At 61.7% G+C, this 23,483-nt stretch carries 24 protein-coding genes and 1 other RNA gene; 4 read left to right on the top strand and 21 right to left on the bottom strand.

The genetic code is table 11. From position 1 onward, the window contains the following. The 14 genes from UIB01_RS04825 to rsmI all read right to left on the bottom strand — a co-directional run bounded on the left by UIB01_RS04825 (window position 1) and on the right by rsmI (window position 14,945). Window positions 1–945 carry a D-alanine--D-alanine ligase gene (locus UIB01_RS04825; RefSeq protein WP_038657390.1) on the bottom strand — a complete coding sequence of 315 codons (945 nt, stop codon included), beginning with the start codon at window positions 943–945 and terminating at the stop codon, window positions 1–3. Continuing rightward, entirely contained in the window at window positions 942–2,399 is a 1,458-nt protein-coding gene (gene murC, locus UIB01_RS04820) for a UDP-N-acetylmuramate--L-alanine ligase (protein ID WP_051605039.1), read from the bottom strand. The genes UIB01_RS04825 and murC overlap by 4 nt, the downstream gene beginning before the upstream one ends. After that, a complete protein-coding gene (murG, locus tag UIB01_RS04815; RefSeq protein WP_038657388.1) occupies window positions 2,392–3,462 on the bottom strand; it encodes an undecaprenyldiphospho-muramoylpentapeptide beta-N-acetylglucosaminyltransferase in 1,071 nt (356 codons plus the stop codon). Before murG ends, murC begins: the two co-directional genes overlap by 8 nt. Further along, complete coding sequence (ftsW, locus tag UIB01_RS04810; protein ID WP_038657386.1) at window positions 3,452–4,675, bottom strand: putative lipid II flippase FtsW; 1,224 nt, start codon at window positions 4,673–4,675, stop codon at window positions 3,452–3,454. The genes murG and ftsW overlap by 11 nt, the downstream gene beginning before the upstream one ends. Then, window positions 4,675–6,018 carry a UDP-N-acetylmuramoyl-L-alanine--D-glutamate ligase gene (gene murD, locus UIB01_RS04805; RefSeq protein WP_038657384.1) on the bottom strand — a complete coding sequence of 448 codons (1,344 nt, stop codon included), beginning with the start codon at window positions 6,016–6,018 and terminating at the stop codon, window positions 4,675–4,677. Before murD ends, ftsW begins: the two co-directional genes overlap by 1 nt. A gap of 6 nt (window positions 6,019–6,024) precedes the next feature. Next, complete coding sequence (mraY, locus tag UIB01_RS04800) at window positions 6,025–7,107, bottom strand: phospho-N-acetylmuramoyl-pentapeptide-transferase (RefSeq protein WP_038657382.1); 1,083 nt, start codon at window positions 7,105–7,107, stop codon at window positions 6,025–6,027. Further along, window positions 7,107–8,483, bottom strand: coding sequence for a UDP-N-acetylmuramoyl-tripeptide--D-alanyl-D-alanine ligase (locus UIB01_RS04795; protein ID WP_038657380.1), 1,377 nt, complete (start codon window positions 8,481–8,483; stop codon window positions 7,107–7,109). Before UIB01_RS04795 ends, mraY begins: the two co-directional genes overlap by 1 nt. Beyond that, window positions 8,476–9,939: a UDP-N-acetylmuramoyl-L-alanyl-D-glutamate--2,6-diaminopimelate ligase gene (locus tag UIB01_RS04790; RefSeq protein WP_038657377.1), complete on the bottom strand. Its 1,464-nt coding sequence runs from the start codon at window positions 9,937–9,939 to the stop codon at window positions 8,476–8,478. Before UIB01_RS04790 ends, UIB01_RS04795 begins: the two co-directional genes overlap by 8 nt. After that, window positions 9,939–11,666, bottom strand: a complete 1,728-nt coding sequence (locus UIB01_RS04785) for a peptidoglycan D,D-transpeptidase FtsI family protein (RefSeq protein ID WP_038657375.1) — start codon at window positions 11,664–11,666, stop codon at window positions 9,939–9,941. Before UIB01_RS04785 ends, UIB01_RS04790 begins: the two co-directional genes overlap by 1 nt. Continuing rightward, window positions 11,666–11,947 carry a cell division protein FtsL gene (gene ftsL / locus UIB01_RS04780; protein ID WP_302474594.1) on the bottom strand — a complete coding sequence of 94 codons (282 nt, stop codon included), beginning with the start codon at window positions 11,945–11,947 and terminating at the stop codon, window positions 11,666–11,668. The genes UIB01_RS04785 and ftsL overlap by 1 nt, the downstream gene beginning before the upstream one ends. Window positions 11,948–11,952: 5 nt before the next feature. Continuing rightward, a complete protein-coding gene (gene rsmH, locus UIB01_RS04775; RefSeq protein ID WP_038657371.1) occupies window positions 11,953–12,900 on the bottom strand; it encodes a 16S rRNA (cytosine(1402)-N(4))-methyltransferase RsmH in 948 nt (315 codons plus the stop codon). Then, window positions 12,897–13,352 (bottom strand): division/cell wall cluster transcriptional repressor MraZ, encoded by a 456-nt coding sequence (gene mraZ / locus UIB01_RS04770; RefSeq protein ID WP_038657370.1) that lies wholly within the window; start codon window positions 13,350–13,352, stop codon window positions 12,897–12,899. The genes rsmH and mraZ overlap by 4 nt, the downstream gene beginning before the upstream one ends. A 296-nt stretch (window positions 13,353–13,648) precedes the next feature. After that, window positions 13,649–14,008, bottom strand: an RNA gene (rnpB, locus tag UIB01_RS22555) — RNase P RNA component class A. Between the two features lie 73 nt (window positions 14,009–14,081). After that, window positions 14,082–14,945 carry a 16S rRNA (cytidine(1402)-2'-O)-methyltransferase gene (gene rsmI, locus UIB01_RS04765; protein WP_038657368.1) on the bottom strand — a complete coding sequence of 288 codons (864 nt, stop codon included), beginning with the start codon at window positions 14,943–14,945 and terminating at the stop codon, window positions 14,082–14,084. A gap of 124 nt (window positions 14,946–15,069) precedes the next feature. On the opposite strand from rsmI, the gene UIB01_RS04760 reads away from it, so the two are divergent. The 4 genes from UIB01_RS04760 to UIB01_RS04745 all read left to right on the top strand — a co-directional run bounded on the left by UIB01_RS04760 (window position 15,070) and on the right by UIB01_RS04745 (window position 18,513). Further along, window positions 15,070–16,872 carry a penicillin-binding protein activator gene (locus UIB01_RS04760; RefSeq protein ID WP_038657366.1) on the top strand — a complete coding sequence of 601 codons (1,803 nt, stop codon included), beginning with the start codon at window positions 15,070–15,072 and terminating at the stop codon, window positions 16,870–16,872. Then, complete coding sequence (locus tag UIB01_RS04755; RefSeq protein WP_038657364.1) at window positions 16,872–17,234, top strand: YraN family protein; 363 nt, start codon at window positions 16,872–16,874, stop codon at window positions 17,232–17,234. The genes UIB01_RS04760 and UIB01_RS04755 overlap by 1 nt, the downstream gene beginning before the upstream one ends. Before the next feature lie 110 nt (window positions 17,235–17,344). Then, window positions 17,345–17,938, top strand: a complete 594-nt coding sequence (locus UIB01_RS04750) for a phosphoheptose isomerase (protein ID WP_038657362.1) — start codon at window positions 17,345–17,347, stop codon at window positions 17,936–17,938. Then, window positions 17,935–18,513, top strand: a complete 579-nt coding sequence (locus UIB01_RS04745; protein ID WP_038657360.1) for a BON domain-containing protein — start codon at window positions 17,935–17,937, stop codon at window positions 18,511–18,513. Before UIB01_RS04750 ends, UIB01_RS04745 begins: the two co-directional genes overlap by 4 nt. A 46-nt stretch (window positions 18,514–18,559) precedes the next feature. Here the strand turns inward: UIB01_RS04745 and UIB01_RS04740 are convergent, their stop codons facing one another. The 7 genes from UIB01_RS04740 to rplM all read right to left on the bottom strand — a co-directional run bounded on the left by UIB01_RS04740 (window position 18,560) and on the right by rplM (window position 23,358). After that, the gene (locus tag UIB01_RS04740; RefSeq protein ID WP_038657358.1) at window positions 18,560–18,964 is read right to left on the bottom strand and encodes a ClpXP protease specificity-enhancing factor; all 405 of its coding nucleotides are present in this window, start codon (window positions 18,962–18,964) and stop codon (window positions 18,560–18,562) included. A 14-nt stretch (window positions 18,965–18,978) separates the two neighbouring features. Then, window positions 18,979–19,596, bottom strand: coding sequence for a glutathione S-transferase N-terminal domain-containing protein (locus UIB01_RS04735; RefSeq protein ID WP_038657356.1), 618 nt, complete (start codon window positions 19,594–19,596; stop codon window positions 18,979–18,981). A gap of 88 nt (window positions 19,597–19,684) precedes the next feature. After that, window positions 19,685–20,464, bottom strand: a complete 780-nt coding sequence (locus UIB01_RS04730; protein ID WP_038657353.1) for a cytochrome c1 — start codon at window positions 20,462–20,464, stop codon at window positions 19,685–19,687. Next, window positions 20,464–21,675, bottom strand: a complete 1,212-nt coding sequence (locus UIB01_RS04725) for a cytochrome b (RefSeq protein WP_038657351.1) — start codon at window positions 21,673–21,675, stop codon at window positions 20,464–20,466. The genes UIB01_RS04730 and UIB01_RS04725 overlap by 1 nt, the downstream gene beginning before the upstream one ends. Beyond that, entirely contained in the window at window positions 21,675–22,268 is a 594-nt protein-coding gene (gene petA, locus UIB01_RS04720; RefSeq protein WP_038657349.1) for a ubiquinol-cytochrome c reductase iron-sulfur subunit, read from the bottom strand. Before petA ends, UIB01_RS04725 begins: the two co-directional genes overlap by 1 nt. A 254-nt stretch (window positions 22,269–22,522) precedes the next feature. After that, entirely contained in the window at window positions 22,523–22,915 is a 393-nt protein-coding gene (gene rpsI, locus UIB01_RS04715) for a 30S ribosomal protein S9 (RefSeq protein ID WP_003302797.1), read from the bottom strand. A 14-nt stretch (window positions 22,916–22,929) separates the two neighbouring features. Beyond that, window positions 22,930–23,358 (bottom strand): 50S ribosomal protein L13, encoded by a 429-nt coding sequence (gene rplM, locus UIB01_RS04710; RefSeq protein ID WP_038657347.1) that lies wholly within the window; start codon window positions 23,356–23,358, stop codon window positions 22,930–22,932. Between the last annotated feature and the right edge of the window lie 125 nt (window positions 23,359–23,483).

Below are 23,483 nucleotides of genomic sequence, written 5' to 3'. Positions count from 1 at the left end.
CTAGCTCCCCGCCTCGAGGCTGTCGTCGAGAATGCTCAGCACCAGTTGCTGGAAATCCAGACCAGCAGCACGTGCCGCCATCGGCACCAGGCTGTGATCGGTCATGCCCGGCACGGTGTTCACTTCCAGCAGCCAGAACTCGCCGTTGGCGTCCTGCATCACGTCGACCCGAGCCCAGCCGCGAATACCGACCGCTTCGCAGGCACGCGCAGAAAGCGTCTTGAGCTCCTCTTCGCGCGCAGCGTCGAGACCGCAAGGAATGCGGTACTGGGTGTCGGACGCCAGGTACTTGGCGTCGTAGTCGTAAAAGGTGTGCGGTGTGCCCAGACCAATCGGTGGCAACACTTGGCCGTGCAGCACCGCGACGGTGAATTCCGGGCCCTGTATCCACTGTTCGACCAGCACTTGTGAATCGTAGGTACTGGCGGCACGCCAAGCGTTGATCAGCTCCGCCAGCTCACCGACCTTGGCCATGCCGATACTCGAGCCCTCATGGGCTGGTTTGACGATCAGCGGAAAGCCCAGGGTTTCCGCTGCAGCCGTGCAATCAGCTTCCGTCGCCAGCACCGCATGCTGCGGCGTCGGCAAGCCAAGGCTTTGCCACACCTGCTTGGTGCGCAGCTTGTCCATGGCCAGCGCCGACGCCAGGATGCCACTGCCGGTATAGGGGATGCCTGCGCACTCCAACAGGCCTTGCATGCTGCCATCTTCGCCACCGCGACCGTGCAGGACGATGAAGGCGCGATCGATTCGTTCGTTGCTCAAGCGCTGCAGCAGGTCATCGCCGGCATCGATGCCGAACGCATCCACACCGGCCTCCTGCAACGCGCTGAGAACCGCCGCGCCGGATTTCAGGGACACTTCGCGCTCGGCGCTCTTGCCGCCGAAAAGTACGGCTACGCGGCCGAACGTCTTCGGGTCGCGAGTCGAATGCAGGGCCGTCATTGGGATTTCCTCGTGGAGCCATCGCCACCAAACAGCGGGCTTCTCAGCAGTTGCGGCGCCAGCCCACCGATATCGCCGGCACCTTGGCAAAGCAGAATGTCACCGGCACGCAGCAGCGGCTTGACCAGCGGAGCGAGGTCAACGCCTCGCTCGACGTAGATCGGGTCCAGCTGGCCGCGCTGGCGGATGCTGTGACACAGCTGACGGCTGTCGGCGCCAGGGATCGGCTCCTCACCCGCCGGATAGACCTCCATCAGCAGCAGCACATTGGACTCACCCAGCACCTGTACGAAATCGTCATAGAGGTCGCGGGTGCGGCTGTAGCGGTGAGGCTGATAGACCATCACCAGACGGCGCTCCGGCCAACCGCCACGCACCGCCTTGATCACGGCAGCGACTTCGCGCGGGTGGTGGCCGTAGTCGTCGACCAACATCACGCTGCCATCGTCGACTGGCAGCTCGCCGTATACCTGGAAGCGGCGGCCGACGCCGGCGAACTCGGCAAGTCCCTGAACGATGGCCTGGTCGTCGATACCCTCATCGGTTGCAATGGCGATGGTGGCCAGGGCATTGAGGACGTTGTGGTTGCCAGGCATGTTCACCGACACATCGAGCGGCTCGCAGCCGTCACGCAGCACGGTGAAATAGGTACGCATGCCTTCCTGACGGACATTGATCGCACGCACGTCGGCGTCTTCGCTGAAACCGTAGGTGGTGGTCGGCCGGCCGATCTGGGGAATGATCTCGCGCACGAACGGATCGTCGACGCACAGCACCGCCAGGCCATAGAACGGCAGGTTGTGCAGGAACTCGACGAAGGTTTTCTTCAATTTGCCGAAGTCGCCACCGTAAGTGCTCATGTGGTCGGCGTCGATATTGGTCACCACCGCCACCATCGGCTGCAGGTGGAGAAAGCTTGCATCGCTCTCGTCCGCCTCAGCGATCAGGTAACGGCTGCTACCGAGCTGGGCGTTGGTGCCAGCCGCGGTGAGACGGCCGCCGATGACAAAAGTCGGGTCGAGCCCACCGGCGGCAAATACCGAGGCTAGCAGGCTGGTGGTGGTGGTTTTGCCATGGGTGCCGGCAACAGCGATACCGTGGCGATAGCGCATCAGCTCGGCCAGCATCTCCGCACGCGGCACGACCGGGATGCGCTGCTCGAGCGCCAGGGCGACTTCCGGGTTCGCCGAGTTGACCGCGCTGGACACTACCAGCACGTCGGCGCCAGCGACATTACCGGCCTGATGGCCGATGAATATCTGCGCACCAAAGCTCTGCAGGCGGTCAGTACTGGCAGACTCTTTGAGATCCGAGCCGGACACCTCGTAGCCGAGGTTGAGCAACACCTCGGCGATGCCGCACATGCCTACCCCGCCAATACCGACGAAGTGGATGCGGCGAATGCGGCGCATGCGGCGTACTTCCGCCTTCACCGCGGCGGGAGACTTAGCCATGGGCCACCTCCAAGCAGATTTCGACCACGCTGCGGGTGGCGTCGGGCCGGGCCAGGCGGCGCGCGGTAGCGCCCATGGCCTTGAGTTTTTCCGGCTGCATCATTACCTCGGTCAGCTGAGCGGCGAGCGCGGCCGCATCAGTCTTGGCTTGCGGCAGAAGGACGGCGGCGCCCTCCTTCGCCAGATATTCGGCATTGCGTGTCTGATGGTCATCGATCGCATGGGGCAGCGGCACCAGAAAGGACGGCAGGCCAGCGGCAGCCAGCTCGCACACGGTGAGCGCGCCGGCACGGCAGATGACCAAATCGGCCCAGGCGTAGGCACGCGCCATGTCCTTGATGAAGGGCGCAACCTCGGCCTCGACTGCAACTTCTGCATAGCGCTGCATAGTGAGTTCGGCGTGCTGCTTGCCAGCCTGGTGAAACACTTCCGGGCGCAGTTCCGGCGGCAGCTGCGCCAATGCGGCAGGCAGCAATTTGTTCAACGGTTCGGCACCCAGGCTGCCCCCCAACACCAGCAGCCGCGGCCGGCGGCCGATCAGGGTGTCGCGAGGGGTTTCCAGAAACAGCTCTTCACGCACAGGGTTGCCCGTGGTGCGGCGCTTGGCGCTGGCCTTGAAGGTATCCGGGAAGGCTTCGCAAACGCGGCTGGACAGCGGCGCAAGGCTGCGGTTGGCGGTGCCGGCGACGGCGTTCTGTTCGTGAATCACCAGCGGCACACCGGCCAGTTTGGCCGCCAGACCACCCGGACCGGTGACGTAGCCGCCGAGCCCCAGCACGCACACCGGACGCAGCTCGCGAATAATGCGGCGAGCCTGGAACAGCGAGCGGACCAGTTGCAGCGGCGCCTTGATCAGCGATGCGAGGCCCTTGCCGCGCAACCCGCTGATCTGAATAAGATGTAATGGCAGACCCGCCGCCGGCACCAGCTCGTTCTCGATGCCACGCGGCGTGCCGAGCCAATGCACGGCATAGCCGCGCGCCTGGAACTCACGGGCGCAGGCCAATGCTGGGAACACGTGGCCGCCGGTACCGCCTGCCATGATCAGGACATTAGCGGCCATGGGCGGCCTCCTTGGTCGGCGGCTCGGCGAAATCGGCCTCGTCGAATTCGGTGTCCTCGCTGCCCAGCACGGTGCGGCTTTCCCACTCGATGCGCAGCAACAGCGCCATGCTCGCGCAGGTCACTACCAACGAGCTGCCGCCATAGCTGAGGAACGGCAGCGTCAGGCCCTTGGTCGGCAGCAGGCCGACATTCACCCCGACGTTGATCAGGAACTGGCCCAACCAGAGGAACGCCAGCCCCCAGGCAACGTAAGCGGCGAAGAACTGCCGGGCCTTTTCCGCCCACAGGCCGATATACAACGCACGGACACCGACGAAGGCGAACAGCGCGATGGTCGCCAGCGCGCCGACCATCCCAAGTTCTTCGGCCAGTACGGAGAACACGAAGTCGGTATGCGCTTCAGGCAGGTAGAACTGCTTCTGCACGCTATTGCCCAAGCCAACACCAAGCCACTCGCCACGCCCGAAGGCAATGAGCGCCTGGGTCAGCTGGTAGCCGGCCCCGTACTGGTCTGCCCAAGGATCGGTGAAGGTGATCAGGCGCTGCAGACGATATTCCTGCGTCTGCACCAGCACCACCACAGCGCCGACCGCCGCGATTACCAGCAGACTGAAGCGGATCATCCCCACACCGCCGAGAAACAGCATCGCAACCGCGGCGCCCATCATCACTACAGTGGCACCGAAGTCCGGTTCCAGCAGCAGCAGGAAGGCCATTGGCAGCAGCACCAGGAACGGCTTGGCAAAGCCCCACATGCTCTCGCGGACTTCCTCCTGCCGGCGCACCAGATACCCGGCGAGGTAAATCACCACGAACACCTTGGCCAGCTCGGAAGGCTGCACGTTGAACGCCCCGAAACCAATCCAGCGCATCGAGCCGTTCACTTCCCGGCCGACGCCCGGCAGCAGCACCAGAATCAGCAGCCCGAACGCAGCCAGCAACAGCATCCAGTCCATGCGCTGCCAGACAGACAATGGCACCAGCAACATCGCTGCACCGGCGCCAAGGCCCAGCAGCACGTAAACGAGGTGGCGGATCATGTGATACAGAGGGTTGCCGGAATTGACCGCGGCCACTTCCGACGAGGCCGAGGTAATCATCACCAGACCCAGGCCGAGCAGCGCCAGGCAGCCGGCGAGCATCGGAAAATCCAGATCCAGGCCGCGGCGACCGAATAGAGGCGAAGGTGCATGTCGCAGGAAAGCGAGCATCAGTCGAGCGCCTCCACCGCAGCGGCAAACAGGCGACCGCGCTCTTCGAAATTCTTGAACATATCCAGGCTGGCGCACGCCGGCGAGAGCAGTACCGCATCGCCCGCCTCCGCAAATTCGGCGGCGCGCTGCACGGCCTCGCCCAGACTGCCCACGTGCACCAGGGCGGTCGCATCGCCCAGCGCCTCGGCCAGACGCAACGCATCGCGCCCGAGCAGTACCACGGCACGGCAGTAACGTGCGACGGGCGCACGCAGTCCGGAGAAGTCGGCACCCTTGCCGTCACCGCCGGCGATCAGCACCAGCTTGCCGTCGATGTCTGCACCCAGGCCTTCGATCGCGGCCAGCGCAGCGCCGACATTGGTCGCCTTGGAATCATCGTAGAAACTGACATTGCCGCGCTGTCCGACCCATTGGCAGCGATGCGGCAGCCCGGCGAATCGGCGCAGCGTCTCGAGCATCGGCTCGAACGGCAGCCCTACTGCGTGCCCCAGCGCCAGCGCCGCCAGCGCGTTGGACTGATTGTGCGCACCGCGCATCTTCAGCTCGCGAACCGGCATCAGCGCCTCGAACTGGAAGGCCAGATACTTCTCACCCTTGTCTTCGAACAGCCCGAACCCCTTGAAGTCCGGCTTGCCGAGGCCAAAGGTCCAGGTCGGTATATCCTCCCCCACCAGCGGCCGGCTGAGGCGATCGTCACGATTGACCACCACCTGCCGCGCACCCCGGAAGATGCGGTGCTTGGCCTGGTGATAGGCCGGCAGCCCGCTGTAGCGGTCCATGTGGTCTTCGCTGATGTTCAGGCAGGTCGCCACCTCGGCATTGAGCTGCTCGGTGGTTTCGAGCTGAAAGCTCGACAGCTCAAGCACGTAAAGCTCGACATCGTCGGAAAGCAGATCCAGCGCGGGAGTGCCGAGGTTTCCGCCGACCGCCACCTTGCGCCCGGCCGCTACGGCCATCTCGCCGACCAGCGTGGTTACGGTGCTCTTGGCATTGGAACCGGTGATCGCGATGATCGGTGCCTTGGCCTCTCGGGCGAATAGTTCGATATCGCCCGACAGCTTGACGCCGCGGGCGGCGGCTTCCTGCAGGGCCGGCGTGCTGACAGCCAGCCCCGGGCTCACCAGCAATTCGCTGGCGGTACAGAGGAAATCAACGTCCAGCTCACCGCAGCGCACCTGCACGTGCGGATACTCGGCCTTGAGCGTGGCCAGCTCCGGCGGGTTCGCACGAGTATCGGCAACGGCAAACGGCAGGCCACGGCGCGCCAGATGGCGTACCAAGGACATGCCGCTCTTGCCGAGGCCGACAACGATGCGGAACTGGTCGGAAGCAATGAGCACTCTCAATTACCTCAGTTTCAGGGTGGCGAGACCGACGAGCACCAGGATCACGGTGATGATCCAGAAGCGCACGATTACCCGGGGTTCGGGCCAGCCCTTGAGTTCGAAATGGTGGTGAATCGGCGCCATGCGGAACACGCGCTTGCCGGTCAGCTTGAAGCTGGCGACCTGGATCATCACCGACAGGGTTTCCATCACAAACACGCCGCCCATGATGAACAGCACGACTTCCTGGCGAACGATCACGGCAATGGTGCCCAACGCGGCGCCCAGCGCCAGTGCGCCGACATCACCCATGAACACCTGCGCCGGATAGGTGTTGAACCAGAGAAAACCGAGACCCGCGCCAATCAGCGCACCGCAGAAGACGATTAGCTCGCCCGCGCCCGGCACGTAAGGAATGAGCAGGTATTCGGCAAAATTCACGTTCCCGGAGAGATAACAGAAGATGCCCAGGCCGCCGCCGACCATCACCGTTGGCATGATCGCGAGGCCATCCAGCCCGTCGGTGAGGTTTACCGCGTTGCTCGAGCCGACGATGACGAAATAGGTCAGCACCACGAAACCAATCCCCAGCGGGATCTCGATGTTCTTCAGCAGCGGCAGGATCAGCGTGGTTTCAACCGGCGTCTGTGCAGTCATATAAAGGAATACCGCTGCCCCAAGGCCGAAGACCGACTGCCAGAAATACTTCCAGCGGCTCGGCAAGCCACGGGAGTTCTTCTCGATCACCTTGCGGTAGTCATCGACCCAACCGATCGCGCCGAACAGCAAGGTCACCGCCAGCACCACCCAGACGTAACGGTTGGCCAGGTCGGCCCATAGCAACGTACTGATTGCGATGGCACTGAGAATCAGCGCGCCACCCATGGTCGGTGTGCCGGATTTGGACAGGTGCGACTGCGGACCGTCGGTACGCACGGACTGGCCAATCTGGCGCATCTGCAGTGTGCGGATCAGCCAAGGGCCCATCCACAGCGACAGCACGAGCGCAGTGAGTACGCCGAGAATTCCACGCAGCGACAGGTACTGGAAGACCGCGAAGCCCTTGTGGAACTGTTGCAGATACTCGGCGAGCAGCAGCAGCATCAGTGTTTCTCCATGGATGGCCCAGCGAGCGCATCGACGACTTTGTCCATCGCCGCGCTACGTGAGCCCTTGATCAGAATGGTGGTGCCGCTGCCCTGTTCGGCACGCAGGCTGTCGATGAGGCTGGCCTGGTCGGCGAAGTGCCGCGCCCCCGGACCGAACGCCTGAACCGCATGGGCCATCAGCGGCCCTACCGCGTAGAGTGTGTCGACCTTGCCAACCGCGTAGGCGCCGACTTCACGATGGCCCTGCTCGGCCCACTCGCCCAACTCGCCCATGTCACCCAACACAAGGATGGTGCGACCGGCAAAGCTGGCCAGTACGTCGATCGCGGCGCAGATCGATGCCGGATTGGCGTTGTAGCTGTCATCAATCAGACGCACGCCATTGGCGAGTATCTGCGCCACGGCGCGGCCCTTGACCGGCTGCAGCTGCTGCAGCCCGGCGACAACAGCATCGGCGTCGACACCTAGCGCATAAGCCGCCGCGGCTGCCGCCAAGGCATTGGCAACGTTATGCCGGCCCAGCAGATTGAGCTGGATACGGAGATTGCCCAGCGGGCCGGTCAGCACGAAGCTCGGGCAACCGCGCCGATCGTAGGCGATCGATCCGGCGGAAAAATCGGCGAGCGGGTTGGCCAGACCGAAAGAGACGATCCGTTTGCCGGCAACACGCTCGGCCCAGACCGGATAGGCCTTGTCATCACGATTCAGCACGGCAATGCCGCTTTCACTCAAACCATCGAGAATCTCGCCCTTGGCTTCGACGATCTTGTGCGGGCCGCCGAACTCGCCGACATGGGCGGTCCCGGCGTTGGTAATCAGACTGACATCCGGGCGCACCAGCTTCACCGTGTAAGCGATGTCGCCTGGTCGCGACGCACCGAGCTCGATGACCGCGGCGCGGTGCTCGGCGCTCAGCTCGAGGAGGGTCAGTGGTGCGCCCAGATCGTTATTGAGATTGCCGCGAGTCGCCAGTACGGCGTTCTGCCCGTGCGCGCTACGCAAAATGCTGGCGAGCATTTCCTTCACGCTGGTTTTACCGCTGGAACCGGTGATCGCAACGACCGGACCGTTGAAGGCGTCGCGGTTGCGCGCGCCCAGGCGCCCGAGCGCCAAGCGGGTATCGGCAACAACCAACTGCGGCAGCGGTGAAGTCTCGATCTCGCGCTCGACGAGTGCCGCGACAGCGCCCTTCGCGGCAACATCCGCCAGATAGGCGTGGCCGTCGAAGCGAGGCCCGGTCAGCGCAATGAACAGCTGCCCAGGCTCGATTGCCCGGCTATCGGTACTCACCGCGGCGAAGCTGACATCGGCCCCCACCTGGCGACCGGCCAATGGCTGCTGCAACTCGCTCAGGCGCATCGATTCAAGCATTGGGCTTCTCCCAGATGGACAGCGCCCTGCAGGCTTCCTCAAGATCGGAGAACGGCAGGCGCTCGCCGCGAATTTCCTGATAGTCCTCGTGACCTTTACCAGCCAGCACCACGACGTCTTCTGCTCGCGCGGCGGCGATCAGACTGGCAATCGCCTGGGCACGACCATGGGTGAAGGTGACAGCCGCAGGATTGACGAAACCCGAACGGATATCGTCGAGAATGCGCTCCGGCGCTTCGTTGCGCGGATTGTCGTCGGTAACCACGATGCCGTCGGCCAGGCGCTCCGCAACCTCGGCCATCAGTGACCGCTTGCCGCGGTCACGGTCGCCGCCACAACCGAACAGGCAGAGCAGCCTGCCACGAGCGTGGGGACGCAGGGCGGTAAGGACCTTTTCCAACGCATCGGGTGTGTGCGCATAGTCGACGACGATCAGCGGATGGTCGCCGCCTCCCAGGCGCTGCATGCGGCCGGCAGGGCCTTCGAGCTCGGGCAGTACAGCGAGGATTTCATCCAGCGGGTAATCCATGCCGAGCAGGGCGCCGACGGCAGCCAATACATTGCTGACATTGAAGCGGCCCAACAACGGACTGCGCAGCGAACGCTCGCCCTGCGGCGTGATCAGCCGTGCATGAATGCCATCGTCGTCGAGCCGCGCTTCGGCGCAGTAGAGATAGGCCGAGGGGTCTTCCAGGCTGTAGGTGATCAGCCGTGACTCGCGGTCTTCGCCCGCCAGCGCGCGGCCGAAACCATCGTCGAGGTTGATGACGCGACAGCGCAGGCCCGGCACATCGAACAGGCGCGCCTTGGCCGCGCCATAAGCGTCCATCGTGCCGTGATAGTCCAGATGGTCCCGCGACAGGTTGGTGAACACAGCAACATCGAAATCCAGCGCCGCGACTCGGCCCTGATCCAGACCGTGCGAGGACACCTCCATCGCGACTGCGCGGGCACCTTCCTGCTTCAGGTTGGCCAGCGTCGCTTGCACCCCGATGGCGTCCGGCGTGGTGTGCTTCCCCAACTCCAGCTGCCCATGAAAACCGGTACCCAGCGTTCCGATGATCCCGCAGGACTCACCGAGGCGGTCGAGCGCTTGAGCGATCAGCTGGCTCACGCTGGTTTTGCCGTTAGTGCCGGTGACGCCTACCAGCCGCAGATTGCGACTCGGCTCGCCGTAAAAACGTCCGGCAATCGCCGACAGCTGGCTGGCCAGATGCTGTACCGGAACCATTACCGCGTTCCCGGTCAGAGCCTGATGGAGACCTTCCGCTTCATACGCGACCGCGGCTGCACCGCGGGCAATGGCATCCTGTACGTGGTCACGGCCATCGAACTGCAGTCCCGGCACAGCAAGGAACAGGTCCCCGCCGCGAACCTTGCGGCTGTCCAGGGTCAGCTCGCGAATCAACACGTCGCTGCCAGCCTGGGGCAGCAGGTGACTCAATGGCATCGGCATCAGATGCGCCCTCCCTTGCCTTTTGCCGCTTCGGCCGTCTGCAGCTCCGCAGGCGGCGGCAGGTTGTCCGGTGCGACGTTCATCAGGCGTAGCGCACGGGCCATGACCTTGCCGAAGACCGGCGCCGCGACCAGACCACCGTAATACTGGCCCTTGCTCGGTTCGTCGACGACGACCACCGCAGCGATCCGCGGGTTGGAAAGCGGCGCGACGCCAGCGAAGAATGAACGGTAGGCGTCCTTGGTGTAGCCGCCAGTGCCGGAAATCTTCTTCGCGGTACCGCTCTTACCGCCGACGTGGTAGCCCGGCACCTTGGCTCGCGCGCCGCCGCCACCCTCTTCCTCGACCACTGCCCGCAGCATCTGCAGAACCGTTCCGGATATCTGCTTGTCAATGACCTGCACGCCGTCCTGCGGCCGATCCAGGCGCAGCAAGGAAAGCGGAACGTTGGAGCCCTGATTGCCCAGTACCGCATAGGCATGGGCCAGCTGAACCGCAGTTACCGACAGGCCATAGCCATAGGCCAACGACGCGGTCTCGGCGTCCCGCCACTTGCGATGATTGGGCAGATTGCCCACACGCTCGCCGGGGAAGCCAAGCCCGGTGTCCTGGCCAAATCCAGCCTGCTGCATCACGGCGTAAACCGGCTCGGCGCCGATATCCAGGGCGATCTTGCTGATACCGACGTTGCTCGATTTCATCAGAATGCCGGTCAGCGAGAGCATGCCACCGCGGGAGACATCGCGGATGGTGTAGCGGCCAATGCGCATCCATCCAGGCAGCGTATTGACGACCGAATCCGGCTGGTACTTACCGGTTCCCAACGCCGCAGCAATGCTGAATGGTTTGACGGTCGAACCTGGTTCGAAGACGTCGATCATGGCGCGATTGCGCATGGCGGCCGGCTGCAGGTTGCGGCGATTGTTCGGGTTGTAGGTGGGCTGGTTGGCCATGGCGAGGATTTCGCCAGTCTTTACGTCGACCATCACCAGGCTGGCAGCCTTGGCGCCGTACTCGTGCACCACATTGCGCAGCTCACTGTGGGCGAGGTACTGCAGGCGGAGATCAATCGACAACGCCATGGCTTTGCCCGCCTTGGCATTTTTCACCACCTGTACATCCTTGATCAGGCGACCACGACGATCCTTGAGCACTTGGCGCTTGCCCGGCACGCCTGCCAGCCATTCGTCATACGCGAGTTCCATGCCTTCGCGGCCACGATCATCGATGTCGGTGAAGCCCACCACGTGGGCGGCCACTTCGCCTGCAGGGTAGAAGCGCCGAAACTCCTCTTGGGCATAAACCCCTGGGATCTTCAGATCGAGAATGTCCTGCCCCTGCTCTGGAGTCAGGCCGCGTACCAGATAGATAAACTCACGAGACGCCTGCGACTGCAGGCGCTCGCTCAGGATTGCGGCTTCCTGACCCAGCGCCTTGGCCAGCTCCGGCCAACGAGCACGTGCGGCCTGCAGTTCCTTGGGGTTACCCCACAGCGTAGTAACCGGCGTACTTACAGCGAGCGGTTCGCCGTTGCGGTCGGTAATCAACCCGCGGTGCGCCGGAATCGGAATATGACGAACGCTGCGCGCGTCGCCCTGCCCCTTCAGAAAGCCCTGATCCATCACCTGAAGATCGACGATGCGCCAGGCGATCGCACCCACGAGCAGTGCCAGCAGCACCAACACGATGCGAAAACGCCACGGATAGAGTGCGCCCTGAAGATTCATCATGGCTTCACCAGCCTGACGTCTGCGGCCGCGGGAATGTGCATGCGCAGCTGGTCGGTCGCCAGCGTCTCGATACGACTGTGCGCGGTCCAGGTGCTCTGTTCGAGAATCAGGCGACCCCACTCGGCCTGAGCCTTGTCACGCACACTGAGCTCACCATAGAGCTCGTTTAGCAACTGGCGATTCCAATGGGCACAGTAGGCGACCGCAATCGCTGATAGTAGAACGCTGACGAACAGCACCAGCATCAGCAGGCTGCCGTTGGGCATGGAACGCAGCATGCGACTCACCGTAGCTTCTCCGCCACGCGCATCACAGCGCTGCGCGAACGCGGGTTGGCCTTCACCTCGGCATCCGAAGCGTACTGCGGCTTGCCAAACAGCTTCAGCCTCGGTTCGAAAGCCTTTGGAATGATTGGCAGGTCGCGTGGCAACTTGTCCGCCTCACCCTTGGCGTGGCGACGCATGAACTGCTTGACGATCCGATCTTCCAGCGAATGGAAACTGATGACGACCAGCCGACCACCAACCTCCAGAGCCTCCAGCGCTGCGTCGAGACCGCGTTCCAGGTCGCCCAGCTCATTATTGATATAGATGCGCAGCCCCTGAAACGCACGCGTTGCCGGATTCTTGCCCTTCTCCCAGGCGGGATTGGCCTCGGTCAGCACCTTGGCGAGATCAGCCGTACGCTGGAAAGGTGCCTCGGCACGGCGCTGCACCACGGCACGCGCCATGCGTTTGGCAAAACGCTCTTCGCCGTATTCCTTAAATACCCGCGCGATTTCGTCCTCGTCCGCCTGGGCGATCCATTCCGCAGCGCTGAGACCACGACTGGGGTCCATACGCATGTCCAGCGGACCATCATTGAGGAAACTGAACCCACGCTCCGCATCATCCAGCTGTGGCGAGGAGACACCAAGATCCAGCAAAACACCGCTGACAGTCCCGACCCAGCCGCGTTGCGCGACTTCCTCGCCCAGCTCGGCAAAACTTCTCTGCACAACGACAAAGCGGCCGTCCTCGGCCGCCAGTGCTTGCCCCGTAGCGATGGCTAACGGGTCCTTGTCGAAGCCTAGCAATTGGCCATCAGGACCGAGCTGCTGCAATAGCAGCCGGCTATGACCGCCTCGCCCGAAGGTCCCATCCAGATAGCGCCCATCTGGACGCACGTTCAGCGCCGCGACGGCTTCGTCGAGCAACACGGTGATATGTCGCAGGCTGCTGATCTGGTTCACAGGATAAGGTCACGTAGTTCTTCCGGCAGACCGCCGGGTTGCTTGATGGCCGCCAGGTCCGCATCAGAAATCGCGTTCCAGTCGTCCTCGTTCCACAGTTGAAACTTGTTCAGTTGACCAACGAGCATCGCCCGCTTGTCTAGCCGGGCGTAGTCCCGAAGACGTGGCGGCACCACCACCCGACCACTGCCATCCATCTCCAGATCAACCGCATTACCGATCAACAGCCGCTGCAGACGACGGGCTTCTTCGCGCAGGGACGGCAACTCGCGAAGCTTTGTCTCGATGAGCTCCCACTCGGGCAACGGGTAAATACATAAACAGCGGTCCACGGCATCGATCGTGATGATCAGCTGGCCATCGCCACGGGAATTCAGCTCGTCGCGATACCGGCTGGGCATGGCTAGCCGGCCTTTGGCGTCGAGACTGATGGCGTTAGCTCCGCGAAACACGGCTGCGCTTCCCCTGAATTAGCTATCCATGCCCATATTTACCCACTTTCTGCCACTTCCTACCACTTGTGCGCACTATAGAAACGCAGCCGCCCCACCGTCAAGGCGAGCCGGAGGGGAAAAAGCCTTACGGAGCGGCAATTTAGCGGCGCTAACAGGAGATATGACGAGAACAGCGGAGGGATGAAAAGACAATTTCGAGGAAGCGCAAGGCGTTGCCCAACAAAGTTAAAGTACTTTGTTAAGAGCAAGAATCTTTCGGAATTAAAAATACAGGTTACGAAAGGAAGTAAGAGGAGGAGAGTCGATCTGTAAGCCGGGTTCTGTCGAGGACAGCCATTCCTCTACGACAGCCATCACTGACTGCCTCTAGCAACCTACCCGGATCCAGCGCGGGCCACGCCAATGGATCCCTATTTGGTCTTGCTCCAAGTGGGGTTTACCTAGCCACGAACTGTTGCCAGCCGTGCGGTGCGCTCTTACCGCACCTTTTCACCCTTACCGGCGCCGAAGCGCTTAGGCGGTTATTTTCTGTGGCACTTTCCGTAGGCTCACGCCTCCCAGGCGTTACCTGGCACTTCGCCCTATGGAGCCCGGACTTTCCTCCCTCCCTTCTTGCCGGAACAAAAAGAGACAGCGACTGTCCGATCGACTCTCCGGGCGCCAGAGTATCGTCGTGAGGCGCCGCCTGCAAGCGCACCACCTAACGGACGCGGTCATCGCCGACGACTATTTGCGCTCCAACGCCGCCTGATAGAGCAGGTTCTTGCGTACACCGGTAATTTCCGCCGCTACGGCTGCCGCTCGTTTGAGCGGCATTTCGGCAAGCAATAGATCAAGCACCCGGAGCGACTCCGCGCCCACCGCACTTTCATCCCGTGGCGCTTGCCAACCCTCGACAAGCACCACGCACTCACCCCGCTGCTGGTTGCTGTCAGCCGCGACCCAAGCACGCAGATCGCCCAACGGCAGCCCTTTCAGCGTTTCGAATGTCTTGGTCAGCTCGCGACCCAACACTGCAAGCCGATCGGAACCGAACACATCCTCGAAATCACAGAGCGATTCGAGAATGCGGTGCGGAGCCTCATAAAAGATCAGCGTGCGCGGCTCTTCTTTGAGGACCTCAAGGCGCGCACGGCGCGCTGCTGCCTTGGCAGGCAGGAAACCTTCAAAAATGAACCGATCCGACGGCAAACCAGCCGCCGACAGTGCAGCAATCAGTGCACAAGCACCCGGCACCGGCACAACGGCAATACCCGCAGCGCGGGCCTGACGCACGAGGTGATAGCCCGGATCAGAAATCAACGGCGTACCGGCATCGGAAATCAACGCCACGCTCTCGCCCGCCTGCAGCCGACCGAGGAACCGACCACCCTCTTCACGCTCGTTGTGCTCGTGGCATGCAGCCAAAGGCGTCTGAATACCGAAGTGTGCAAGCAGGCGGGATGAGTGCCGGGTATCCTCCGCAGCGATCAACGACACCTCTTTAAGCACCCGCAGCGCGCGGGCACTGATGTCCTCCAGATTGCCAATAGGCGTAGCGACGACATAAAGCGTACCTACTCCGGAATTCGCACCATCGCTGGCAGTCACAAGGGCTTACCTCTGTCACGGAAATGCGCATTGTAGCCCGATTCACCGCCGCAACATCGCGGCCTCTCCAGTGCTTGGGTACAATCCGCCAACACTCGCCAGTGCTTTCAGGAACGATCATCTAATGGCCTGCTTACGCCCCATCTTTCTTCTCTGCATCGCCTCCATACTTGCAGCCTGCGCCAGCTCCCCCTCGTCAACTCTTGGCGAGCTGCCTCGCACCCCTCAGGCTTCTACCCAGCAGTTGCTGCAAAAGGCCGAGCAGAGCGACCCCGAACAAGCCGCACAGCTGCGCCTGGCCGCAGCAGACCAGAGCTTCCAACAGGACAACAATGCACAGGCTCGCAGCATTCTCGAACAGGTCCAGGTGGAAGCGCTCAAACCGGCGCAGCAGATCTTTGCACTGACCTTACAAGCGGAAATCGCGCTCGCCGATGACGAGCCGGAACGGGCCGTGCAGGCATTCCGCCACCCGGCATTCGAGCGCCTGGCCGAACTACCGGTGGAGCAGCAGGTTCGCAGTCAGCTGGCACGCGCAGAGGCACTTGAGGCGACCAACAAATTGCACGCCGCTGCACGTGAGCGGGTTTTCACCGCCCCGCTGCTGAGCGGCGAACAGGCGCGAGCGAACCACGAACGCATCTGGAAGCTCGTATCCGCCCTACCCGAGAAAGAACTACAGAGGGCGGCGGATGCGGACCTTGCCGGCTGGCAGGCGCTTGCCTTGTCCCTGAAGCGAGCCGGCACAGTAGCTCAGCAACAGCGCGCTATAGATGAGTGGATTGCACAGAACCCACAGCACCCTGCCGCACAGCAACTGCCCGAACCGCTGCAAAAACTACGAGAGCTGGCCGATCAGCCACTGAATCACGTCGCGCTTCTGCTTCCCATGGAGGGTCAGCTAGCGAGCGTGGCGCGGGCCCTGCGGGACGGCTTTCTAGCCGCCCATCTGCATGCCCAGCAGAGCGGACAAGCACTACGCATCGAGCTCTATGACAGCAGCCGCATGACCTCCATCGACGACTTCTATCGCCAAGCTCAGGCCGCCGGCGTGCAGCTTGTCGTCGGCCCACTGGAAAAGGATCTGGTTCGCCAACTCGCCGAGCGAGACCAACTCCCCATCACCACGCTGGCACTTAACTACAGCGACGCCGGACAGCGCACTCCTCCACAGCTCTTCCAGTTCGGCCTTGCCGCCGAAGACGAAGCCCGGGAAGTCGCTAGACGTGCCTGGGCGGACGGCCATCGCCGCGCGATCGCGCTAGCACCTCGAGGCGACTGGGGCGGCCGAGTTCTCGACGCATTTCGCCAGAGCTGGCAGGAGCTCGGCGGAACGCTAGTGGCTGCCGAGCCACTGGCTGAGCCGGTGCAACTGGCCAACCAGATTGCTGACCTACTGCAGCTACGCAACAGCGAGAACCGCGCCGGTCGGGTCAGCAGCGTCACCGACGCCTCCACCACCAGCCAACCGACCCGCCGCCAGGACGTAGACTTCATCTTCCTCGCGGCGACACCACAACAGGCCCAGCAGGTCAGACCCACCCTGATCTTCCAATATGCCGGCGACCTTCCAGTCTACGCCACCTCGCATCTGCACGCGGCCAGCCACGACCGTACCCAATACCTGGATCTCGAGGGCATACGCTTCGCCGAAACCCCTTGGCTGCTGGACGACCAGCTGCCACTACGTCAGGAAGTCGAGCAAAAGTGGCCGCAGGCTGGCGGCACCCTGGGCCGCCTTTACGCGATGGGTGCCGACGCATACCTGTTGGCGCCACGGCTGAACCAGCTGCTGGCGCTTCCGGACACACACCTGGAAGGGCTCTCCGGCACCCTGAGCCTGAACCCGCAGCAGCGCATCGAGCGCCAACTGCCATGGGCCCAGTTCCGCGACGGCGCAGTGGAGCGCCTGGACGAAACGCAGTAATGAGCCACAGCCAGAGCAGCGGACGCTCTGCCGAAGCCCTCGCACTGAGCTACCTCTGCGGCAAAGGGCTTCGCCTGCTTGAGCGCAACTGGTCCTGCCGCAGCGGCGAGCTTGATCTGGTCATGCTCGACGGCGATACAGTAGTATTCGTCGAGGTCCGCTACAGACGCCACGCCGCATGGGGCGGCGCACTGGAAAGCGTCGATACGCGCAAGCAACAGAAGCTGATCAGGGCCGCCCAGCTGTTCCTGCAGAAGGAAAGCCGCTGGGCACGAAGCCCTTGCCGATTCGACGTCGTCGCGATCGCCGCGCCCGGACAAACCGAGAACCTGAACTGGATCCGCAACGCATTTGATAGCTGAACGATCCATTACGCAGCGACTGCTGCACGATGCCGCCCAGCCCTAGCGAACCGCAAGCGCGTCGTCCGTCAGATACCGGACGCGCTTGCCACCTTGAAGGTCAATCACCAATGGATATGCAAACCCGAATCCGCCAGCTGTTCCAGGCCAGCATCGAAACCAAGCAGCAGGCTATGGAAGTGCTGGCACCCAGCATCGAGCAGGCTGGCCAGGTAATGGTTAACGCCCTGCTGAGCGAGGGCAAGATTCTCACCTGCGGGAACGGCGGCTCCGCCGGCGATGCACAGCACTTTTCCTCCGAACTGCTCAATCGCTTCGAGCGCGAGCGTCCGAGTCTGCCGGCCATCGCACTGACCACCGACAGCTCGACGATTACCTCGATTGCCAATGATTACAGCTACAACGAAGTGTTCTCCAAGCAGATTCGTGCACTAGGGCAGCCCGGCGACGTACTCCTGGCTATCTCGACCAGCGGCAACTCTGCCAATGTGATCCAGGCCATCCAGGCCGCTCACGACCGAGAAATGCTGGTGGTAGCACTGACTGGACGCGACGGCGGCGGAATGGCGTCACTCCTATTGCCAGAGGATGTCGAAATCCGCGTACCAGCCAAAGTGACCGCTCGCATTCAGGAAGTTCACCTGCTGACCATCCACTGCTTGTGCGACCTGATCGACAATCAACTGTTCGGGAGTGAGGAATGACCGTGTTCCGCTTGCCTGCAATCGCCCTGGGGTTTTGCTTGGCCGTCAGCGGCTGTAGCTCAGTATTGACCGCTACTCGTGATGACCCAATCGCCGACAATCGCGGCACTCGCACCATTGGCAGCAAGATTGACGACTCGCTGATCGAGACCAAGGCTGCGGTCAATATCGCCAAGGCACATCCCGACCTCGACCAGGGCTCACACGTGGTCGTCGCCAGCTATAACGGTGTCGTACTCCTTGCTGGGCAGACCCCGCGGGCGGAGCTCAAGGAAATGGCTGAGCGCGCTGCAAGCGGCGTGCAGCGGGTCAAGCGCGTTCACAACGAACTGCAGATCCTGCCGCCCTCATCTGCGCTGGCACGCAGCAACGATTCCTGGCTGACCACCAAGATCAAGACCCAGATGCTCGCCGATAACAGCGTGCCAGGCTCGAGAATCAAGGTGATCACCGAGAACGGGATCGTCTATCTGCTGGGCCTGGTGACTCGCCAGGAAGGCAACCGCGCTACCAACCTCGTTCAAGGCGTTGCTGGCGTCCAGCGCATCGTCAAACTGTTCGAGTACATCGACTGAAGCATTTGCCGGCGCCCGGATCACAGATCACGGGCGCCGCGCCCGCCTATTTCACTACCTTCAGACTCGGACGTCCACCCGGCCGTGGCCCTTCATCAGTAGAAGCTCCGCTATCGCCCGGCACATTGTCGTCGGGCGGCGTTGGTTCGATCTCAAACACCATGCCCTGGCCATTCTCCCTGGCATAGATGGCCATCACCGCCGCAGACGGCACGTTCAACGAATGCGAAACACCACCAAAACGGCCTTCAAAGCTGATCGCCTCGTTATCCATGTGCAAATGGCGGACGGCGCTTGGCGCGACGTTCAACACTATCTGACCGTCACTGGCGAAGCCGGCGGGCACCTGCACACCTGGATAGTCGACGTTGACTAACAGATGCGGTGTGCAATCGTTATCGACAATCCACTCGTAGAGCGCTCTGACCAGATACGGGCGGCTTGAATTCATGAAGACATCCTCTCTCAGCGCATGTCGCGCTCGACGGCGGAAAGACTGGCCTGGAAGGCCTCGCGGGCGAAGTTGCGCTCCATGTAGTCGAGCAGCGGCTTAGCCGCTCGGGGCAACTCGATACCGAGTCTGGGCAAACGCCAGAGGATAGGCAACAGGCAGCAGTCGACGAGACTGATCTCATCGCTCATGAAGTAGGGCTTCTCCACAAAAATCGGTGATACGCCGATCAGGCTTTCACGAAGCTCTTTGCGCGCCTGGACACGTTCGGGCTCAGCGGTCCGCTGATCAAGAATGCGATCAGCCAGCGAGCACCAATCGCGCTGAATGCGATAGACCAGAAGGCGCGTGTTGGCTCGCGCGACCGGATAGACCGGCAGCAGCGGCGGATGCGGATAGCGCTCCTCCAGATATTCCAGGATCACACTTGGTTCGTAGAGCGCCAGATCGCGGTCGACGAGCGTCGGAACAGTGGCGTACGGATTCACCTCAGCCAGTTTGACCGGACACTGCCCCGCCTCGACATCAAGGATATCGACGCTGACGCCCTTCTCTGCGAGCACGAGACGCACACGATGGGAATAGTGGTCGGCAGGATCTGAATAGCAGCCCAACCGATTGGTTGCAGCCATGGGTCCTTCCTCACTTTTAATTCTGGAGCAGAAAAAACGCGCGCGCCCATTGGGCGCGCGCAAGGTACTGCAAATGGAAACGAAGTGCTTAGTGAACGTCTTTCCAGTACTCACGCTTGAGCAGGTAGGCGAACACGAAGAACACAGCCAGGAACAACAGTACATAGGTACCGATGCGCTGGCTCTCCAGCTTGACCGGGTTTGCCGAGTAGGCAAGGAAGGTCACCAGGTTCTTGATCTTCTCGTCGTACTCAGCCTCGGAGAGCGTGCCGGTACCAGGTTCGACGACCATCTGATCGCAGGCTTCCTGGGTGATAGGCGTACCAGTCAGAGGATCGAACTGCTTGCGACCGTTTTCGACTACCTGAACCTGCTTGCAGCCTACGACACGACGCCCCTGAAGCGGAGCCAGTACGTGCGGCATACCCACATTCGGGAAGACCGTATTGTTCACGCCGTAGGGACGAGCCGGGTCTTCGTAGAAGCTACGCATATATGAGTACAACCAGTCGTTGCCACGAACGCGCGCAACCAGCGTCAGGTCAGGGGGCGCAGCGCCGAACCAGACCTTGGCGTCCTCGGCTTTCATGCCGATGCTCATGTGGTCACCAAACTTGGCATCGGCAAAGACGATGTTATCCATCATCACCTCTTCCGAAATCCCCAGATCGGTCGCGACCCGCTCGTAGCGCTGGAACTTGGCGCTATGGCAACCCATGCAATAGTTGGCGAAAGTCTTCAGGCCATCCTGCATGGCAGCCTTGTCAGTCAGGTCGATATCGACCTTATCCAGCGGAACCTCCGGACCGGCCGCGAAGGTAAAGACCGGCAAAATTGCAAGAATCAATGCAGCAAATTGCTTTTTCATCAGCCATCCACCCTTTGCGGAACCACTTTGGTCTTCTCGAGCTTGGTGTAGAACGGCATCAGGATGAAGTATCCGAAGTAGATTGCCGTACAGATCTGCGACAGCAGGGTGCGACCTGGAGTCGGAGACAGTACGCCCAGCACACCCAGAATGACGAACGAGATGCAGAACAGCAGCAGCGCGACCTTGCTCATCCAACCCTTGTACTTCATGGACTTGACCGGACTACGGTCCAGCCAAGGCAAAACGAACAGCACGGCGATGGCAGCCCCCATGGCAATCACGCCGAGCAGCTTGTCGGGCACTGCGCGCAGGATCGCGTAGAACGGCGTGAAATACCAAACAGGGGCGATGTGTGCTGGGGTTTTCAGCGCATTCGCTTCTTCGAAGTTGGGCTTTTCAAGGAAGTAGCCACCCATTTCAGGGAAGAAGAACACCACGGCGCAGAAGACGAACAGGAACACAACGACACCGACAATGTCCTTCACGGTGTAGTACGGGTGGAACGGGATGCCGTCCAGCGGCACGCCGTTTTCATCCTTGGTCTTCTTGATGTCGACGCCCAGCGGGTTGTTCGAGCCAACCTCGTGCAGCGCCAGGATGTGCAGTACGACCAAGCCGAGGATGACGATCGGCAGGGCAACGACATGCAGGGCGAAGAAGCGGTTCAGCGTGATGCCCGAGATCAGGTAGTCACCACGGATCCACTGGGTCAGGTCCGCACCGATAACCGGAATAGCACCGAACAGCGAGATGATTACCTGGGCACCCCAGTAGGACATCTGGCCCCATGGCAGCAGGTAGCCCATGAAGGCTTCGGCCATCAGCGCCAGGTAGATCATCATGCCGAAGATCCACACCAGCTCACGCGGCTTCTGATAGGAGCCATAGAGGATGCCGCGGAACATGTGCAGGTAGACCACCACGAAGAATGCCGAGGCACCTGTGGAGTGCAGGTAGCGCAGAATCCAGCCGTACTCGACGTCGCGCATGATGTATTCGACGGACGCGAAAGCACCTTCGGCGGACGGCTCGTAGCTCATTGTCAGCCAGATACCGGTCAGGATCTGGTTGACCAGCACCAGCAACGCCAGCGAACCGAAGAAATACAGAACGTTGAAGTTCTTGGGAGCGTAATACTTCGAAAGATGGTCTTCCCACATCTTGGTCGCGGGGAAGCGGGCGTCGACCCATTCCATGAACTTGCTCATCAGGCGTTCTCCTGGTCCACACCGATGATGATTACATTATCGGTCTCGTACGAGTGCGGGGGCACCGGCAGGTTCAAGGGAGCTGGCTGCGCCTTATAGACGCGACCAGCCATATCGTACTTGGAGCCATGGCAGGGGCAGAAATAACCGCCGAGCCAATCAGCTCCGAGATCGGCTGCAGCCACCTCAGGGCGGAATGACGGCGCGCAACCCAGGTGAGTGCACAGACCAACCACTACCAGAAGCTCTGGCTTGATAGCCCGATTCTTCGGATCGACATAAGCGGGCTGCTCAGAGTCTTTAGATTCCGGATCAGCCACCTGACCAGCAACCTTTTCCAGATTGCCAAGAATCTCCTCGGTTCGACGCACGATAAATACCGGCTGACCGCGCCACTCGGCGACCATCTGCTGCCCCGGCTCAATCTTGCTGATATTTACCCTTACCGGCGCACCGGCAGCCTTGGCCTTGGCACTCGGGAACCACGATCCCACGAACGGGACCGCGGCACCCACCGCTCCTGCAGCGCCCACCACCGAAGTGGCGGCCACAAGGAAGCGACGCCGGCCTGCATTCACGCCGTCATTGCTCATTCAGTCGTCTCCCATCAGCTTCTTATGGCCCGCTCTAGAGCAGGCATGTACTACGTAAAATTGGGCCGCGAAAAATTCGCCAAATGGTAAAGAAAAGACCTTCTTCTGACAAGGTAATAGCCTGTCACAAAGCCGCTAACGCCTAGCCAGACCAGGCCCTCCGGCGCGCGACACACTGTCGCACCGGCACAAATCGCAGCAAAAAAAAACGCCCAGCTCCGAACGAAACTGGGCGTTTTCTTTGGAAGCGCGAATTAGCGCTTGGAGTACTGCGGACGCTTACGCGCTTTGCGCAGACCAACCTTCTTACGCTCCACTTCACGAGCATCGCGAGTGACGAAGCCAGCCTTGCGCAACGGACTGCGCAGAGTCTCGTCATACGAGATCAGGGCGCGAGTGATACCGTGACGGATAGCACCAGCCTGACCACTGACACCACCACCGAGAACGGTGACGTAGATATCGAACTTCTCGACAGTCTCAGTCAGCTCCAGCGGCTGACGAACGACCATGCGGGCAGTTTCGCGACCGAAGAAGTTATCCAGCTCACGGTTGTTGATGGAGATTTTGCCAGTACCCGGGCGCAGAAAGACGCGCGCGGTTGCAGTCTTGCGACGGCCAGTGCCGTAATTTTGAGTCGCCGACATAATGAACTATTCCGTTAAATCTTCAGTTCTTGGGGCTGCTGAGCGGTATGCGGGTGGTTAGCACCCTTGTACACTTTCAGCTTACGATACATGTCGCGACCCAGCGGGTTCTTCGGCAGCATGCCTTTAACCGCGGTCTCGATCACACGCTCGGGCGCCTTGGCGATCAGCTTCTCGAAGTTGATCGACTTGATGCCACCCGGGAAACCGGAGTGAGAGTAGTAAATCTTGTCAGTGGTCTTGGCACCGGTGACACGCACTTGCTCAGCGTTGATCACAACGATGTAATCGCCAGTATCTACGTGAGGGGTGTATTCCGGCTTGTGCTTGCCACGCAGGCGGCTAGCGATTTCGGTTGCCAGACGACCCAGGGTCTGGCCGGCAGCGTCGACGACGAACCAGTCGCGCTTGACGGTTTCCGGTTTAGCAGTAAATGTCTTCATTCGTTATAGCCTCAGGGGCCGCCCTGAAAATAAGACGGCGAATCTTACTGAATGGTGCTCGCCCTGGCAAGACCAGGGCAGCCGGAAACAGACGCTATCGGGGGCTCGGGTCAGCGCGTCCGCTA

The organism is Stutzerimonas decontaminans, assembly GCF_000661915.1.
Lineage (GTDB): Bacteria > Pseudomonadota > Gammaproteobacteria > Pseudomonadales > Pseudomonadaceae > Stutzerimonas > Stutzerimonas decontaminans.
This window is presented reverse-complemented; position numbering and strand designations above follow the sequence as displayed.

What these genes read in the sequence shown, in the direction of transcription:
- UIB01_RS04825 (WP_038657390.1), bottom strand. Translation starts at nt 945, where the DNA reads ATGACGGCCCTGCATTCGACTCGCGACCCGAAGACGTTCGGCCGCGTA.
- murC (WP_051605039.1), bottom strand. Translation starts at nt 2,399, where the DNA reads ATGGCTAAGTCTCCCGCCGCGGTGAAGGCGGAAGTACGCCGCATGCGC.
- murG (WP_038657388.1), bottom strand. Translation starts at nt 3,462, where the DNA reads ATGGCCGCTAATGTCCTGATCATGGCAGGCGGTACCGGCGGCCACGTG.
- ftsW (WP_038657386.1), bottom strand. Translation starts at nt 4,675, where the DNA reads ATGCTCGCTTTCCTGCGACATGCACCTTCGCCTCTATTCGGTCGCCGC.
- mraY (WP_038657382.1), bottom strand. Translation starts at nt 7,107, where the DNA reads ATGCTGCTGCTGCTCGCCGAGTATCTGCAACAGTTCCACAAGGGCTTC.
- UIB01_RS04795 (WP_038657380.1), bottom strand. Translation starts at nt 8,483, where the DNA reads ATGCTTGAATCGATGCGCCTGAGCGAGTTGCAGCAGCCATTGGCCGGT.
- UIB01_RS04790 (WP_038657377.1), bottom strand. Translation starts at nt 9,939, where the DNA reads ATGCCGATGCCATTGAGTCACCTGCTGCCCCAGGCTGGCAGCGACGTG.
- UIB01_RS04785 (WP_038657375.1), bottom strand. Translation starts at nt 11,666, where the DNA reads ATGAATCTTCAGGGCGCACTCTATCCGTGGCGTTTTCGCATCGTGTTG.
- ftsL (WP_302474594.1), bottom strand. Translation starts at nt 11,947, where the DNA reads ATGCTGCGTTCCATGCCCAACGGCAGCCTGCTGATGCTGGTGCTGTTC.
- UIB01_RS04760 (WP_038657366.1), top strand. Translation starts at nt 15,070, where the DNA reads ATGGCCTGCTTACGCCCCATCTTTCTTCTCTGCATCGCCTCCATACTT.
- UIB01_RS04755 (WP_038657364.1), top strand. Translation starts at nt 16,872, where the DNA reads ATGAGCCACAGCCAGAGCAGCGGACGCTCTGCCGAAGCCCTCGCACTG.
- UIB01_RS04750 (WP_038657362.1), top strand. Translation starts at nt 17,345, where the DNA reads ATGGATATGCAAACCCGAATCCGCCAGCTGTTCCAGGCCAGCATCGAA.
- UIB01_RS04745 (WP_038657360.1), top strand. Translation starts at nt 17,935, where the DNA reads ATGACCGTGTTCCGCTTGCCTGCAATCGCCCTGGGGTTTTGCTTGGCC.
- UIB01_RS04740 (WP_038657358.1), bottom strand. Translation starts at nt 18,964, where the DNA reads ATGAATTCAAGCCGCCCGTATCTGGTCAGAGCGCTCTACGAGTGGATT.
- UIB01_RS04735 (WP_038657356.1), bottom strand. Translation starts at nt 19,596, where the DNA reads ATGGCTGCAACCAATCGGTTGGGCTGCTATTCAGATCCTGCCGACCAC.
- UIB01_RS04730 (WP_038657353.1), bottom strand. Translation starts at nt 20,464, where the DNA reads ATGAAAAAGCAATTTGCTGCATTGATTCTTGCAATTTTGCCGGTCTTT.
- UIB01_RS04725 (WP_038657351.1), bottom strand. Translation starts at nt 21,675, where the DNA reads ATGAGCAAGTTCATGGAATGGGTCGACGCCCGCTTCCCCGCGACCAAG.
- petA (WP_038657349.1), bottom strand. Translation starts at nt 22,268, where the DNA reads ATGAGCAATGACGGCGTGAATGCAGGCCGGCGTCGCTTCCTTGTGGCC.
- rpsI (WP_003302797.1), bottom strand. Translation starts at nt 22,915, where the DNA reads ATGTCGGCGACTCAAAATTACGGCACTGGCCGTCGCAAGACTGCAACC.
- rplM (WP_038657347.1), bottom strand. Translation starts at nt 23,358, where the DNA reads ATGAAGACATTTACTGCTAAACCGGAAACCGTCAAGCGCGACTGGTTC.